Source organism: Campylobacter concisus (assembly GCF_015230015.1).
GTDB classification, from domain to species: Bacteria; Campylobacterota; Campylobacteria; order Campylobacterales; family Campylobacteraceae; genus Campylobacter_A; species Campylobacter_A concisus_AF.
The window spans coordinates 14,780-29,792 of the sequence record NZ_JAAKZC010000008.1 but is presented as its reverse complement, the minus strand read 5'-3'; the positions used below and the strand labels follow the sequence as shown (position 1 = coordinate 29,792).

The 15,013-nt window shown below is 39.0% G+C and carries 15 protein-coding genes; 5 read left to right on the top strand and 10 right to left on the bottom strand.

What is annotated here, in order from left to right:
* Positions 1-4 precede the first annotated feature (4 nt).
* The 10 genes from G6W42_RS05695 to hemB form a co-directional block, all read right to left on the bottom strand.
* Positions 5-502, bottom strand: coding sequence for a DUF5416 family protein (locus G6W42_RS05695; RefSeq protein ID WP_194173280.1), 498 nt, complete (start codon positions 500-502; stop codon positions 5-7).
* Positions 502-1,968, bottom strand: coding sequence for an HlyD family type I secretion periplasmic adaptor subunit (locus tag G6W42_RS05690; protein WP_194173279.1), 1,467 nt, complete (start codon positions 1,966-1,968; stop codon positions 502-504). The genes G6W42_RS05695 and G6W42_RS05690 overlap by 1 nt, the downstream gene beginning before the upstream one ends.
* A 2-nt stretch (positions 1,969-1,970) precedes the next feature.
* On the bottom strand, positions 1,971-4,109 hold the full coding sequence (locus G6W42_RS05685; RefSeq protein ID WP_194173278.1) for a type I secretion system permease/ATPase: 2,139 nt from the start codon (positions 4,107-4,109) through the stop codon (positions 1,971-1,973).
* 3 nt (positions 4,110-4,112) lie between these two features.
* Positions 4,113-6,062 carry a bifunctional diguanylate cyclase/phosphodiesterase gene (locus tag G6W42_RS05680; protein WP_194173277.1) on the bottom strand — a complete coding sequence of 650 codons (1,950 nt, stop codon included), beginning with the start codon at positions 6,060-6,062 and terminating at the stop codon, positions 4,113-4,115.
* Positions 6,059-6,718, bottom strand: a complete 660-nt coding sequence (locus G6W42_RS05675) for a transglutaminase-like cysteine peptidase (protein WP_194173276.1) — start codon at positions 6,716-6,718, stop codon at positions 6,059-6,061. Before G6W42_RS05675 ends, G6W42_RS05680 begins: the two co-directional genes overlap by 4 nt.
* A gap of 20 nt (positions 6,719-6,738) precedes the next feature.
* Entirely contained in the window at positions 6,739-8,418 is a 1,680-nt protein-coding gene (locus tag G6W42_RS05670; protein WP_194173275.1) for a TolC family outer membrane protein, read from the bottom strand.
* Between the two features lie 112 nt (positions 8,419-8,530).
* Positions 8,531-9,892: an oxygen-independent coproporphyrinogen III oxidase gene (gene hemN, locus G6W42_RS05665; protein ID WP_194173274.1), complete on the bottom strand. Its 1,362-nt coding sequence runs from the start codon at positions 9,890-9,892 to the stop codon at positions 8,531-8,533.
* A complete protein-coding gene (locus G6W42_RS05660) occupies positions 9,885-10,370 on the bottom strand; it encodes a DUF2603 domain-containing protein (RefSeq protein ID WP_194173273.1) in 486 nt (161 codons plus the stop codon). Before G6W42_RS05660 ends, hemN begins: the two co-directional genes overlap by 8 nt.
* Positions 10,367-11,284, bottom strand: coding sequence for an ornithine carbamoyltransferase (gene argF, locus G6W42_RS05655; RefSeq protein ID WP_194173272.1), 918 nt, complete (start codon positions 11,282-11,284; stop codon positions 10,367-10,369). The genes G6W42_RS05660 and argF overlap by 4 nt, the downstream gene beginning before the upstream one ends.
* Position 11,285: 1 nt before the next feature.
* Complete coding sequence (gene hemB, locus G6W42_RS05650) at positions 11,286-12,257, bottom strand: porphobilinogen synthase (RefSeq protein ID WP_194173271.1); 972 nt, start codon at positions 12,255-12,257, stop codon at positions 11,286-11,288.
* A gap of 68 nt (positions 12,258-12,325) precedes the next feature.
* Between hemB and ribA the strand changes: the two genes are divergently transcribed.
* The 5 genes from ribA to htpX are packed head-to-tail and all read left to right on the top strand — an operon-like array spanning position 12,326 to position 14,880.
* A complete protein-coding gene (gene ribA, locus G6W42_RS05645) occupies positions 12,326-12,889 on the top strand; it encodes a GTP cyclohydrolase II (protein WP_194173270.1) in 564 nt (187 codons plus the stop codon).
* Entirely contained in the window at positions 12,889-13,455 is a 567-nt protein-coding gene (rsmG, locus tag G6W42_RS05640) for a 16S rRNA (guanine(527)-N(7))-methyltransferase RsmG (RefSeq protein ID WP_194173269.1), read from the top strand. Before ribA ends, rsmG begins: the two co-directional genes overlap by 1 nt.
* Positions 13,452-13,646, top strand: coding sequence for a hypothetical protein (locus G6W42_RS05635; RefSeq protein WP_009294554.1), 195 nt, complete (start codon positions 13,452-13,454; stop codon positions 13,644-13,646). The genes rsmG and G6W42_RS05635 overlap by 4 nt, the downstream gene beginning before the upstream one ends.
* Positions 13,643-14,005, top strand: coding sequence for a hypothetical protein (locus G6W42_RS05630; protein ID WP_194173268.1), 363 nt, complete (start codon positions 13,643-13,645; stop codon positions 14,003-14,005). The genes G6W42_RS05635 and G6W42_RS05630 overlap by 4 nt, the downstream gene beginning before the upstream one ends.
* An 8-nt stretch (positions 14,006-14,013) precedes the next feature.
* Positions 14,014-14,880 carry a zinc metalloprotease HtpX gene (gene htpX, locus G6W42_RS05625; RefSeq protein WP_194173267.1) on the top strand — a complete coding sequence of 289 codons (867 nt, stop codon included), beginning with the start codon at positions 14,014-14,016 and terminating at the stop codon, positions 14,878-14,880.
* Positions 14,881-15,013: the final 133 nt, after the last annotated feature.

Here is a 15,013-nt window from a genome sequence, read left to right as displayed (position 1 = left end):
TATATCACATATAGGTTTGCTCGTAAATTTTTGACTCATTTACGAAAACGATCACGTGGCGCTCCTTGCCACTATTTGCCTCAAATTTATAGCTAAAAGTAGATAAGAATTTCTCAACCACTTCCCTACTCTCTTTTAAAAATATACTCATCTCAAAACAACCATTTGATATGGCGTATCTATATGGCACACTAAGAGATAGCAAATTTAGATCAAAGTCCAAGCTATCACTATTTTCATCGTAGCCACTAATTGATATCTTAATGCTGCTTACTAGCTCATCTTCCATCTTTAGTCCAGCTAAGCTAATATGCTCTTCTCTTTTTAAATTCATCATCTCATCAAAGCTTTTTTCACAGTCTTTAAAGAGAAATTTAACGACCTCTCTTCCGATTAGATCGCATATTTTGCCATCATTTACAATGACAAATTCATCAGCCAGTTTTGCTCTTGAAATTTGATATTCGCTAAAATTTCGCTCAAAACTAGCTGACTTTTGCATTATCGCTCCGTTAAAGCATTTTGTTTTGCTTTTAAGATAGGTTTTAGCAGATAGTCAAGTATCGTTTTTTTACCAGTGATGATATCAGCTGAAACTATCATACCTACCTTGATCCTAAGTGGCTTCTCTTCGCTACCAAGATAGTTTTTCTCAGTTTCTATCCTAACTAGATAGTAGCTCTCGCCTGTTTTTTCATTTGTCTCGGTATCGGCACTGATCTGTGTTACCTTGCCTTTTAAACCGCCATAAATACTAAAATCATACGCCGTAAATTTAACCATCGTATCAAGTCCAGGTCTTAAGAACGCAACATCAGCTGGCTTAACCTTTACCTCAGCGATGAGTTTATCTTCTAGTGGGACGATCTCTGCGATATTTTCACCTGGCTTGATAACGCCTGAGACGGTATGCACCATCATCTTACTAACGATACCATTTACCGGAGATCTTACATAAGTTCTTTCAACCCTGTCGCTTAGGCTGATTTGCGACTCGTTTATCCTTGCGATCTCAGCGGAGACTTCGTTTAGCTCTTTTTTTGCATTGTTTTTAAATGCTAGCTTTGCCTCTTCTATCTTATTTTTCGCCTCTTTTATGGTTGATTCGACCCTTGGCACGGCAAGCACAGATGCATCAAGCTCGCCCTTTAGGTCATTTACACGTCTTTGAAGCTGGATATACTCGACCTCACTAACAAGACCTTTTTTAAAGATAGGCTCCATGATCGCTTTTTCTTTTAAAACAAGATTATAGCTATTTTGAGTTTGAGAAATTTTATTTCTAAGCTCATTTAGCTCACTTTGGCGTTGATGGATCTGTTCTGTTAGAATTCCTATTTGCTCATTTAAGTGATCTATGTTTGAGTTATGCAAGCTTATCTCGTATCTTACAGCCTTGCTATTATTCGCATCTCTTGTTTCGTTGTAGTCAAATTCTTTATCATTAGCTTCAGCATCAAGCCTCATAAATTTAGCTTGAAGCTCGTCAAGTCTTAGTTTTGACTCGCCATAGCTACTTGTAAAGTTTTTATTATCAAGTCTGATGAGGATCTGATCCTTTTTAACCTCATCACCCTCTTTTACAAAAATTTGATCTACGATACCACCCTCAAGGTTTTGTATCGCTTGGTTTTTGCCTGATGGGATGATCTTGCCGCTACCTCTTGTTATCTCATCTATCTGTGCCCATGAAGCCCACAAAAGTAGCCAAAATACAGTTATACTAACTGCATAAAGTATCTTTTTTGAGGTTGATGGAGCCTTCGCCAAAACTGCCTCTGATAGGCTTGACATAAATTTCAAGTCATAGGCATCGTAGTTTTTTGCTTGGATGTTTGACTTGATGCCATCTATGCTATTTAAAATCTGATCTCCAGCACTTTCTTGCTCTTTTATATCGCTTTTTGAAACTGGCTTTTCGTCTGGCTTTAAATTTTCATTTTGTTGATTTTTTATATCTTCTTGCATAATCACTTCCCACTAAGTCTAGCTAAAACTTCGTCTCTTGGACCATCTAGTAAAATTTTACCGTTATCCATCACTATAAGCCTATCAACAAGATCGAGCATCGATGTTCTATGAGTTACTAAAATCATAGTTTTATTTACGGTATTTACCTTTAAATTTGCTTTTAGCTTGCTCTCAACTGTGTTATCAAGCGAATTTGTAGGCTCGTCAAGCAAGATGATAGGACTATCAAGCAAAAATGCCCTAGCCACAGCTATACTTTGACGCTGACCACCGCTAATGCCATCGCCTCTTTCAAACACTGGCATATCAAAACCAAGTGGATGAGCATTGACATATTCGTCGACGCCACTTACCTTAGCAGCCTTAATGATCTGCATATCATCGACATATGGAGCTTTTTGAACGATATTTTCTCTAACCGTTCCCTTAAATAGCACAACATCTTGCGGCACGTAGCCGATATTTCTTCTAAGGTCAGCTGGGTCTATCTGATTTATATCGATACCATCGATCAGCACTGAGCCCTCGGTCGGTGCGTAAAGGCCTAGGATTATCTTTTGCAAGGTTGTCTTGCCAGAGCCATTTCTACCAATGATGCCTACTTTCTCGCCTGGCTGAATGACAAAATTTATCCTATCAAGTGAGCCTTTTGTGGTGTCTGGATAAGTAAAGCTCACGTTTTTAAACTCTATCTTACCATCAAAAGAATTTCTTCTAACAAATTTCTTACCCTCAGGTCTTTCAACTGGCATCTGCATGATCTTGCTAAGGCTTTGATAAGCTGTCTTTGTCTGCTCAAAATTTGCAGCTAGTGAGGCCACTTGACCCATAGGGGCGATCGCACGAGAACTAAGCATAACAGCAGCGATCAAACCACCCATAGTAAGGTGTGTATCTTGTATCATATAAACGCCAAGCACGATGATAGCGATAGTATTTAACTGTACCAAAAACGACGTAACAGTCGTGATTGAAGTAGTGATTATTTTTGATTTGATACTTCTGTTTGCTATCTCGCCAGTCGCTTCTTCCCAGTTCCACTGCACATGGCCGCTAGCACCAAGAGTTTTAATGGTCTCTAAGCTGCTAAGGCTCTCTATCAAAATTCCATTTTTCATAGCTGAAGCTTCAAATGTGCTTTTAATCGCGTTTTGAAGCGGATCTTTTATAAAAAATGTATAGCACAAAATAGCTATCATAATAACAATAGGCACAAGCACAAGGTAGCTTCCTATAAAGTAGGTAACTATCAAGAAGATTAACGCAAATGGCAGATCCACAATGGCAGCAAGCGACGCAGATGAGAAGAAATTTCTAACTGTGTCAAATTCTTTCAAGTTGCTGGCAAATGAACCAACTGACTTTGGCTTATTGCTAAATTTCATATCCATTACGCGCTCAAACAAGATAGAGCTCATAATGATATCGCTCTTTTTGCCTGCGATCTCAAGAAAATATGAACGAACAAATTTTAAAAATAGATCGATGCCATAAACGACGCTCACGCCAAGCGCTAGAACCCAAAGTGTCTCAACAGCGTTATTTGGCACAACGCGGTCATAGACGTTCATCGTAAAGAGCGGGCTTGCAAGGACAAATAAGTTTATGACAAAGCTTGCTATCACGACATCAAAGTAAATTTTCTTAGATCGCTTTAAAGTACCCCAAAACCAGTGGTCATTGCCAGCGTCTATAAGCTTTGTCGAGCTTGTATCTTCTGGGACAAATTCACGTTTTAGATAGTAAGCATAGCCTAGATACTCATCTTTTAGCTTATTTATTTCTATTGTGCTGGTGCCAGTTGAAAGATCAGGCGTGATGATGTTTGCCATTTTTTTGTCTTCGCTGAAAGATTGCAAGATGCAAGCTTTTTTGCCTCTAAGCATCAAGATACAAGGCAAAACTAAAGGCGAAATTTGATCAAGATCTTTTCTGACAAGAGTAGATGCAAAGCCAGCACGTGAAGCTGCACGAGAAAATAAAGACTTCGAGCTCTTTAGTGAAAAAAGCTCGATCTCTTCGCCATCTTTTACAGGCAGACCGATAGTTAAAGCATCGGCACTATATGGGTTATTGTGAAGTTTGGTAAAGATCACCAAACATTGAAGCAGTTCGTCTTTTATCTTATCGCTATGCATCTATCATCCAATATTTTTGATTTCATCTATGTAAATTCCTTGCATATTTTTAATGCCAAGCTCAATTAGCTTACTCTTTTGCTCTTCACTCTCAACACCGATCGCAATCAAAATGATATCTTTTGAGCTTAAAACAACATCTAGTGATTGTTTTGTATTTGCCCCTGATTTATCACTTAAAAAGTCGATTAAGACGCTTGACTGGATCTTTACGTAGTCTGGATTAAATTCTTTTAATTTCTCAATGCCTTTTGCATTAAGATCAAAGTGGTCAAATCCAAAACCAAAGCCGAGTTCTTTTAATTTTTTAGTAAGTCTAACTATACTTTCGATACTAATATCGTCTTTGTTTGGAATTTCTATATAGTTTTTAGATTTTGAAATTTGAGCGATTTTCTTAAGTGTAGCTTCAAGTTTTGAGAAATTTTCATCCGAGCTTAATATCTCTTTTCCTAAATTTATCGCCAAGCTTCCTTGAGGCAAGATATTTTCAGGCAAAATTCTAGCGATCCTATTTAGGATATGAAGATCAAGCATCGCACCTAAATTTAGCTCATTTACCATCGGCATAAAGTATGATGCCATACGCCATTTACCTTCGCTATCAACGAGCCTTAGATAGAGCTCATACTGCTCAAAGCTTGAGTCAAAGCCAACCACTTTTTGAGCTGCAAATTTAAATTTATCCTCTTTTATAGAGTCAAAGATAAGCTCTTTATATTTTTCTTTACCGATGACTAGAGTATTTTGATTTGCATTAAATTCCTTGCAAGTAAAGCAGCCAGCTAGTCTTGCACTAGCCAATGTAACGTCAGCTGAAGTAAGTAGTGTCCTCATGTCAGTGCTTGGTGAATACTCAACAATAGCAGCATTGACTGGGCATTCGCTATCATTTATAGAGAAATTTACATAGAGTTTTTTAAACTCAGCCATGATCTTATCGTTTAGAGCTGAGAAATTTGATGAGTTTTTACCGTATGACATAACGATAAAATCGTTGTCATTTAACCTTGCGACGATCGCATTTTGGTCATTTTCGGCCGATTTTTCTTGTAAAATTTGAGCTATTTTTATGATGACACTTTGCCATTTCTCAAAACCAAGAACGCCTTTTAATCCAGCTAGATCTTTAAAGCTAACAAGCGATGCAACACCGCTTGAATACTCTTCGCTCGCTAGATACTCGCTAAATTTAGTTTGAAAAAACCTTCTATTGTAAGTGCCACTCATAGAGTCTTTATATAAAAGCTCTTGATACTTGCTAAGCGTAGCAGCCTCTCTTTCAAAGATGTCTTGAACCTTGCTAACCATCGAGTTCATGGCGAGCACCATCTTTTTAAGGTCAGTTGTGAATGGAATTCTCTTTTGAATGATAAATTTATTATCAAGTATCGCTTCAGCTTGATCTTGAACCTTAACAAGTGGTCTAAATATCGCCTTGAGGGCAAAAAATGCCACGATAAGAGCGATGATGATCATTAAAGCTAGAAAGTTAAAAATATTTTTTGAGTTTGAGTAAAGCTCATTGTAAGCAAGTGCCGTGCTACCTTGAACATAGAGTGTGCCAAATTTTGCCCAGCCAGTCATGATCTCACTTGTTGCCACTGGAGCTTCAAATTTAGCGATCTTATAAAACCACTCAGGGATATCCTTAACGATAGTTTGTTGAGAATTTTCTATAAGTACCTTACCATCGACATCTTCAAGTTTAATGAGCTTGTATCTACCGCTATCAAACATAGAATTTATCATCGTTTGCGCCAAAGACATATCCTCAGGATCGACAATCGGCTTTAAAGCAAGTCCAAGTGAGTTTGCTGTGTGTCTTGCGTTTTCACCGAGCTGGTCGTTGATGTATCCATTTAGGCTCTTAAAATTTAAGTAGCCAACAGCCATAAAAATCACGATGCCAAAAGCTATCACAGCGATCATAATCTGTTTAAATAGCGTCATAAATCCTCTTTTCCTATCCTATCTATTAGTTCCATCCACTTAGGATTTTGTTTTTTATTTCCACCTGGTATTGCCTGACCAAGACCTTCTTGTTTTGCTAAGTATAGCGAATCACCGTTGAAACTATAAACTGGCACGAGGTCTGTTCTTTGAGTTGCGATTTTTATTTTACCATTTATGTTGTCTAAAATTAATGGAATAGACTTTGGTGTGTCATAATATGCCAAAACCATATGTGCTTGGTTGTATCTTAAGGCTTTAACGTATGTGAAGTATAATTTTTGAGTTGGAATTCCAAGTTGCTTTAGGGTGAAATACTTTGCGATAACGTAGTCTTCGCAGTCACCAGCGCCTTTTCCTACAAATTCCATTCTGGTAGCCCAGTAATCTTTTTTATGCCAAAGTTGCATATCATCAACCCACCTAAAAGAGTTAAAAAAATCATTTACTTTTATTAATTTCTCTTGTTCGGTTGCATCTTGCAATGAAGTCATTAAAGAATTTAATGCCGATGCCCTTCTTCTTGCATCTTCTCCATAAATTTTAGCCACCTTTGCTATCGTTGTTTGTTTTATAAAATCTCCGATAGCATTTAATGCTAATAACGAAAAAAGGACGCTTAATGTAAGCGTCCAAAATTTTGCTTTGACCCTCATGGTCATCACTTTTTAAATTTTTATCTTAAGTCGTTTTGAATACTGCAAGCGCCTTGGATATATCTCTTCGCAAAGCCTGGCTCAAAACTATCTGAAACCATACCCATATTATCTAGCAATCTATATTTTGCATATGAAAGCGCTGTTTCAGTTGTAGCGATCTCTTTTAATGCTGTGTTGTACTCATTCTCGGCATCAAGTAGGTTGATAAGGTCACGGCGGCCGATTCTAAACTCATCTTGGTAAGCATCAAGTGTAGCTTTTGCATACTCAACGTGTTGATTTAGATATCCCATTTTCTCTTGGTTAAGAACGTAGTTTTGCCATGAGAATTCTAAAGACTCTTTAAGCTCTCTTACAAGGTTATCCATAGTTTGTTGCTCTTGTTGAACAGCAAGTTGGCTCTTCTCTTTATCTAGCTTATCATTACCTTTGTTGTAAAGGTTATAGTTTAGTCTTAAAAGAGCATCAAATGTTTGCTCTTCATAATCATCATATAAAACATTTGAGTGATCATAAGCACCAGATACAACAAGATCTAGTTTTGGTAAGAATGGTGCATTTTTCTCTTTTACAACAGACTCAGCCATAGCAATGTTTGATCTTTGAACTAGAAGTGTTGGGTTACAAAGAACAGCTTTGTCATAAACTGCCTCTTTTGTGCTTGGTAATGGCAGGTTAAACTCAGGCATTACTAGGTTTTTAGCAGCAACTTTTCTTCCATATAATTTTTCAAATGTAGAAAGCGCGTCCTCATAGTTGTTTTTAGCAGCTATGTAGTTTGATTGAGCCAAAGTATAGCGAGATCCAGCTTGTCTCTCTTCAGAAGCTACGCCGTAACCTGATCTTGCTCTATCTTTGATTTGGCTATAAATTTCTTCATGGCTTTTTACATTTTCTTCTTCAATGTCAAGAATTCTCTTTGTTTGAAGAACTTGTAGATAAGCATTTGCAGCGCTTAGTGTTAGTCTATCTGCAGCTTGAGCTACTGTGTAAGCAGCTGAGTCAAGTCTTGCGCTTTGAGAGTTGATTCTGTTTTTATCAGCGCCGCCATTGTAAAGGTTTTCAACTAAAGTTAAAGATGCACCAGATACTCTGCCATCGCCTCTTCTTGTTGTAAGACCATCATCAAGACGTTTTCTCTCATATCCTACTCTAGCAGCTGCATCAAGTGTTGGGTAATAAGCATTTTTAGCTATTTTTAGATCTTTACCAACTTGTAAGTAGTTAAATTCTGTAGCTTTTAAGCTTGGGTTTTCATTTAAAATAGTTTTTACAACTTGATCCAAAGTCAATACACTATCATCAGCTTGTGCTGTAGCTGCTGCTTTAGGCTCAGTTGATATAGTTTGCTCTATATTAGATTTTTTAGCTGATTGAGCATTTGCGACAGGTGACTTAGCTCTCATTAAAGCATCTTTATAACCTGACTCATTTTGAACTTTAGCCAACAACTCATTAGCTTCATTTTCAGAAACAGGAGTCGTATCAACATATAGAAATTTTCTTCCACCAACTTCATAAACGCCAGTAGTTAATCTGCTATCTGATATTTTGCTGTTTACTTTGCTAACAGCACTATCGATTCTAGCAGCGCTATCATCTTGAGCGAATGAAGCTAGAAAAATCCTATAAGGGACATCTTGAGCGGACAGCAATGTTGCTGCGGCCAAAGCACTAATTGCTAACATCTTTTTCATGACTAGATCCTTTTACCTTTTTATTGTCAAGCTTTGGCTCGACTTTTAGTGCGAATTATACACCAAGAAATATTAAATGCATTTTAAACACTCTATGACAAAAAAATAATTTTTAAATTGTCTTAGAAAATCGCCTTAAATTCTCCGGAATTTTCTTAAGATACTCATCAAAACACATTGCAATATTTCGTATTATCAGCGCTCCTGTCTCATTTACGCTGATTTTATCTGTCGCAACATCGACAAATTCACTTAAACTCTTTAGCTCTTCAAGCTCATTTTTGAAATGTTCAAAGAAATTTATATGAAATTCATCCTCGACTGCCTTGATATTAAGCCCGAAATTACTCATCAAACTCATTATCACGCTCTTTCTAAGCAAATCTTCATCACTTAGATAATTTCCCTTCGCATACGGCAGTTTCCCACTATCGATCGCTTTTTCATACTCGTCCATATCTTTATGATTTTGCGCGTAGTGTCTTTTGCACTCACCAATACTTGTCACGCCAATGCCAATGAGATCAGCACCGCCCTTTGTCGTATAGCCCTGGAAATTTCTATGCAAAGTGCCATTTGCCAAAGCGCCAAAAAGCTCATCATTTGGCTTTGCAAAGTGATCCATTCCTATCATTTTGTAGCCATTTTTAGTTAAAAATTCAGCTGTAAATTTTAAAATTTCAAGCTTCACTTCTGGATTTGGCAAGGTTGTCTCGTCAAATTTACGCATCGACTTTTTTATCCACGGCACGTGAGCGTAGTTAAATACTGCAAGCCTATCTGGATCAAGAGTAAGAGCAAGCTCAAGCGTCTTTTTAAAGCTCTCTAGACTTTGATATGGTAGGCCATAAATTAGGTCCATATTGATTGATTTTATGCCCTTCTCTCTAGCCATTTTTACGGCATTTTGAGTGATCTCATAGGGCTGAATTCTATGAATTTCTTTTTGCACCTTCTCATCAAAGTCTTGTACGCCGTAGCTTATGCGGTTAAAGCCGTGAGATATGAGCACATCAAGCTGCTCGTTTGTCAAAAATCTCGGGTCTATCTCGCAGCTTATCTCAGCCTCTTTTGAGAAATTTTTAAATTTAGCCTTGATAAGTTTGATGATCTCATCAAGCTGAGCGGCGTTATAAAATGTCGGTGTGCCGCCACCAAAGTGCATCTGCAAGACCTCAGTGCTTGTATCTAGGTGGCGAGCTAAAATTTCAAGCTCTTTTTCTATGTATCTTATATATCTCTCTTTGCGATCCTCTTTGCTTGTGTAGATGACATTACAGCCACAAAAATAGCAAGCACTCCTACAAAAAGGAAGGTGCAAATAGAGCGAGAGCGGCCTTTTTTTATCGCGGTTTTCAAGCTCTTTTATATAAGCCTCATAGCTAAATTTATCGCTAAACTCCGGTGCTGTTGGATAGCTCGTATATCTTGGCCCTGGCCTTGAATACTTCACATACGCACTAAAATCAATCATCTGCCCTGCTCCTTGCCATTTGGATCATCTCTTTTATATCTACAAATAAATTTGGATGCTCTTTTTTTATATTTTTTACCAGCTTATCAAGGTCGATGTTAAACTGCCTGCTCTTTTTATCGTGAGCGATCTTTTTGATCTCATCCATCGCAACCACCCAAACATCGCTAAAATCAACTGGGATATTCTGCCAGATCGTCTTTTCAAGTCTTAGGTCAAAATTCTCTTTTTGCGTCTCTTTTAAAGCCTCTATCAAAGCTGAGAGCGATTGTACTGAAACGACCGTGTGTAAATTTTGATTTTCATCAATACCAAACCACGGCTCTTTTGAGTCCCAAGAGCCACTTTTTAAATTTAAGATATGCTCGTTTGGATTTTTCGTTGAAACTATCTCAAAAACCGTTTTTTCAGGGCTACTTAGCCCAAGGTTGTTGCCGATCTCATCTATCTCATCATATATACTTTTCTCTTCACTCATCTTCTTCTCTCATCTAACCAGACCATCACGCCTTTTTGGGCATGAAGTCTATTTTCCGCCTCGCTAAAAATTTCATCCGCATGCCTCTCAAAGACCGCCTCGCTAACCTCGTAGCCTCTATAAGCTGGCAAGCAGTGCAAAAATATCGCATCTTTTTTAGCTAAGCTCATCAAATTTTCATCCACGCAGTATCCAGCAAAGTCTTTTAGCCTTTTTTCTTTCTCGCCCTCTTGTCCCATAGATACCCAAGTGTCCGTAGTCACTACATCGGCACCATCTACCGCTTCTTTTATATCATTTGTGATAAAAATTTTCGCCCCTGAAATTTTTGCGTTTTCCTGAGCTATTTTTAAAATTTCAGCGTCCGCCTCATAGCCTTTTGGTGTGGCAACTCTTAGCTCAAGACCAAGTTTGCTTGCTAGCATGAGCCATGAGTGAGTCATATTATTGCCATCTCCTACGTAGGCAACCTTCTCGCCTGCGCTAAATTCAAGCATGGTTAGATAGTCCGCCATTAGCTGCACTGGGTGAAATTTATCGCTTAAGCCATTTATCACTGGCACGCTTGAAAATTTAGCAAATTCCTCTAGCGTCTCGTGCTTATCAACCCTAAGCATCGCCATGTCGCACATCCTGCTTATCACTCTAGCAGTATCTCGTATGGGCTCGCCGCGGCCTATTTGTATATCATTTTTACTTAAAAATAGCGCATATCCGCCAAGCTCATGCATGCCAACATCAAAGCTCACCCTCGTTCTAGTCGAGCTTTTTTCAAATATCATCGCAAGCTTTTGATCTTTTAGATATGGCTTAAATTCTCTAGCCTTCGCCTCTTTTTTGATCTTGCGGGCTAAATTTATCATTTCTAAAATTTCATCTTTGCTAAAGTCATTTAGCGTCAAAAAGTGCCTCATCTTAGCCCCTTAAAATTTTAGCTGCTTCTTTTGCGTGGTATGAGATGATCAAATTTGCCCCTGCTCTTTTAAAGCCGATAAGCGTCTCCATCATAACACGCTCGTAGTCGATGATGCCAGCTTTTGCGCCAGCTTTTAGCAGTGCGTACTCGCCGCTTACGTTATATACGCAGATCGGCAGAAGCGTCAAATTTCTAAGCTCTCTAACGACATCAAGATAGGCAAGCGCTGGCTTTACCATCAAGATATCAGCGCCTTGCGCCTCGTCCTGCAAGCTCTCATTTATAGCCTCTAGGCGGTTTGCGCTGTCCATTTGATAGCTCTTTCTATCGCCAAAGCTTGGTGCGCTCTGCGCCACATCACGAAATGGTCCGTAGTAGGCTGAGGCAAATTTGGTCGAGTAAGCCATCACTGGTAAATTTTCAAAGCCATTGCTATCAAGCGCCTCTCTTAGCGTAGCGATGATGCCGTCCATCATACCGCTTGGTGCGATCATGTCGGCGCCATTTTGAGCGTGTATCAGGGCTTGTTTGGCTGAGATTTCAAGCGTTGCGTCATTGTCGATGGTGTTATGTACGTAGTCGATTATGCCGCAGTGGCCGTGGTCTGTATACTCGCAAAAGCAAAGATCGGTGATGACAAATAAATTTGGAAATTTATCCTTTATAGCTCTAAGCGCTGTTGCGATGATGCCATCGTTGCTTAGTGCGTCGCTGCCAACGCTATCTTTTAGGCTTGGTATGCCAAATAAAATGATCGATTTTATGCCTAAATTTACTATCTCTTCACACTCTTTTAAAATCTCATCGATACTCATTTGATAAACGCCTGGCATCGAAGAAATTTCATTTTTAATGCCTTTGCCTTCGACCACAAAGAGCGGATAGATGAAGTCATTTACGCTAAGACTAGTCTCTCTTACCATCTCTCTTAGGGCTGGATTTATTCTTAATCTTCTAAAACGTTTAAACATATTTTTGCCTTTTCTTTGTTAAAATGCGTGATTTTTAGCTAGTTTAGCACAGTTGGAGTAAATTTAAAATGAAAATAGAAATTTCAAACGCCGCAAATCTACCCTCGAGATTTGGCACTTATAAGGTTCAAGCCTTCAAAGAAGGGGAAAAAGAGCACCTTGCGATCTATAAAGAGCCTTTAAGCGAAGTTGTAAATCTTAGAATTCACTCTGAGTGCCTAACTGGCGATGCGATCGGGAGCCTAAAGTGCGACTGTCGCGACCAGCTCGAAGCGAGCCTAAAATATATCGAAGAAAATGGCGGCATGGTCATCTACCTGCGTCAAGAGGGCAGAAATATCGGGCTTTTAAACAAGATAAATGCCTACAACCTCCAAGACAAGGGCTTTGATACCATTGAGGCTAATCACCAACTAGGTTTTAAGGCTGATGAGAGGACATACGAAGTGGTTGATTTTATCCTAAATCACTACGGCATAAAAGAGGTAAATTTACTCACAAACAACCCATTAAAACTTCACGGACTAAGCTCAGTAAAGATTGTAAAACGCGTGCCTATCGTCATAAAACCAAATAAATTTAACGAGGGCTACTTAAAGGTCAAAAAAGAGCAAATGGGACACATCTTGTGATGAAAAATGAGCTCTGCTTGCCAGCTGAATTTAACGAAAAAGTAAAGGCTTACGCTCAAATTTTTGCTAAATTTAACAAAGTTCATAGCTTAAGCAACTATAAAGATATAAGCGAGCAGGTGCTTGATAGCATAAAACCGCTTGAAATTTTTGACCTAAGTGCCAAAACTGCGATCGATGTTGGTAGCGGAGCTGGCTTCCCAGCGATATTTTTAGCACTTGCGATGCCACAAACAAAGTGGCACCTTTTTGAGCCGATAGCTAAAAAGTCATCGTTTCTAAGCTACGCTAAGATCGAGCTTGGCATAGAAAATTTAGAAGTTCATAGCCAAAAGATCGAGCTTGCAGATAAATTTGCAGCTGATCTCATCACCTCAAGGGCTCTTAGCAAGACAAAAGAGCTTATAAAAATTTGCAAGGGATTTTATGATGAGAGCACTAAATTTCTCATCTACAAGGGTTCTAGCGTCATGGATGAAATTTCAGGCATCAACGCGCAAATTTATAATGAAAAAAACAGAAACTACATATATTTTAATCTCAAAAATCAAGGGGAAAAACGTTGAAATACTTGCTTTTTGTAGCGATTTTGGTTGCGATTTACATCATATTTTTTAAAAATAGAAAAAAAAGCGACAAGATAAGCACCAGTAACTTCGAAGAATGCAGCAAATGCGGTGTCTTTAGCGACATCGATCAAATGGTGCTGCGAGACGGAAAATACATCTGCAAAGAGTGCATAAAGGGTGAGAGATGAAAATTTTAGGTGATGAGCTGATAAAATTTGAGCCGCTGTTTCTTTGCAAAAGCGAAGATGAAATTTCAAACAGCAGGCAAAATCTCTTTAAATTTGATAGAAATTTGATAAAAAAAGCGCTAGAAGCTGAAGCAAACTTTAGCATCATTGCAAATGACATAAACGAAGCTATAGTTGCAAACGCCGCTGGAGCAAAATTTATTATTGCCGATATTACGCTAGCTAAAGATCTGGCAAAAGTTGCGCAAAACTACTTATTTGACGCGCTTATCGCTGTTTTGATAGAAAGTGAAGCAAGCCTTTGCGAGCTTGCGAAATTTGAGATCGACGCGGCGATCTTGCCAAATGCTATAAAATAAGGAAAAAAATGGAAATTTTCAAAACTGCTTTTTTAATGGTTGCTTTAATGCTTGTTTTCATCGCTGTTGGCGGCTATGTGGGAGGCGAGCAAGGCATGATGATCGCCTTTTTGATGGCAGCTGGTATGAACTTATTTTCTTACTTTTTTAGCGACAAACTCGTGCTTAAGCGATATAACGCCATCCCTGTTGATGAGAGCAACGCTCATGGCCTTTACGAGATAGTCTCACGCCTCACACAAAAGGCAAATTTGCCGATGCCAAAAATTTACATCATCCCTGAAGAGGTGCCAAATGCCTTTGCCACAGGCCGCAATCCAAGCCATGCAGCCGTTGCGGTAACCGAGGGGCTTTTAAAAATTTTAAATGAAAACGAGATCGAGGGCGTACTAGCTCACGAGCTAAGCCACGTAAGGCACTACGACATCCTAACTGGCTCAGTCGCTGCCATCCTAGCTGGGGCTATCGCGATGGTCGCAAATTTTGCCAAGATAGGCACCCTCGCCGGTCAAAATCAAAATTCGCAGCGAAACGCCAACCCAGTGATTATGCTAATCATCGCCGTTGTGATGCCTCTGGCTGCCACGGTCATCCAAATGGCGATCTCAAGGGAGCGCGAGTACAAGGCGGACAAAGGCGCAGCCTATCTAACAGGGCACCCAGAGTGGCTAGCTAGCGCACTAACAAAGCTTGAAAACTACTCGAATTCTTACGTCATGCAAAACGCAAGCGAGCAAAGCGCGCATATGTTTATCGTAAATCCATTTGGCTCGCTAACTAGCAAGCTTAGCGTGCTTTTTAGAACGCACCCAAGCACTAGCGACAGGATCGCTGAGCTTCAAAGGCTAGAACGAGAGATAAAAAGAGGTATGTAAAATTTTAGCTCTTAGTAAAATTTGGGCTAAATCTCTTTTTTTGGTTTAAATTTTAAATATAGATAGTCAAATTTTAAAATTTTATAAGCGAGCAATTTCGGCTCTAAAATTTGAGCTAAGCTGTAGGCGAAGT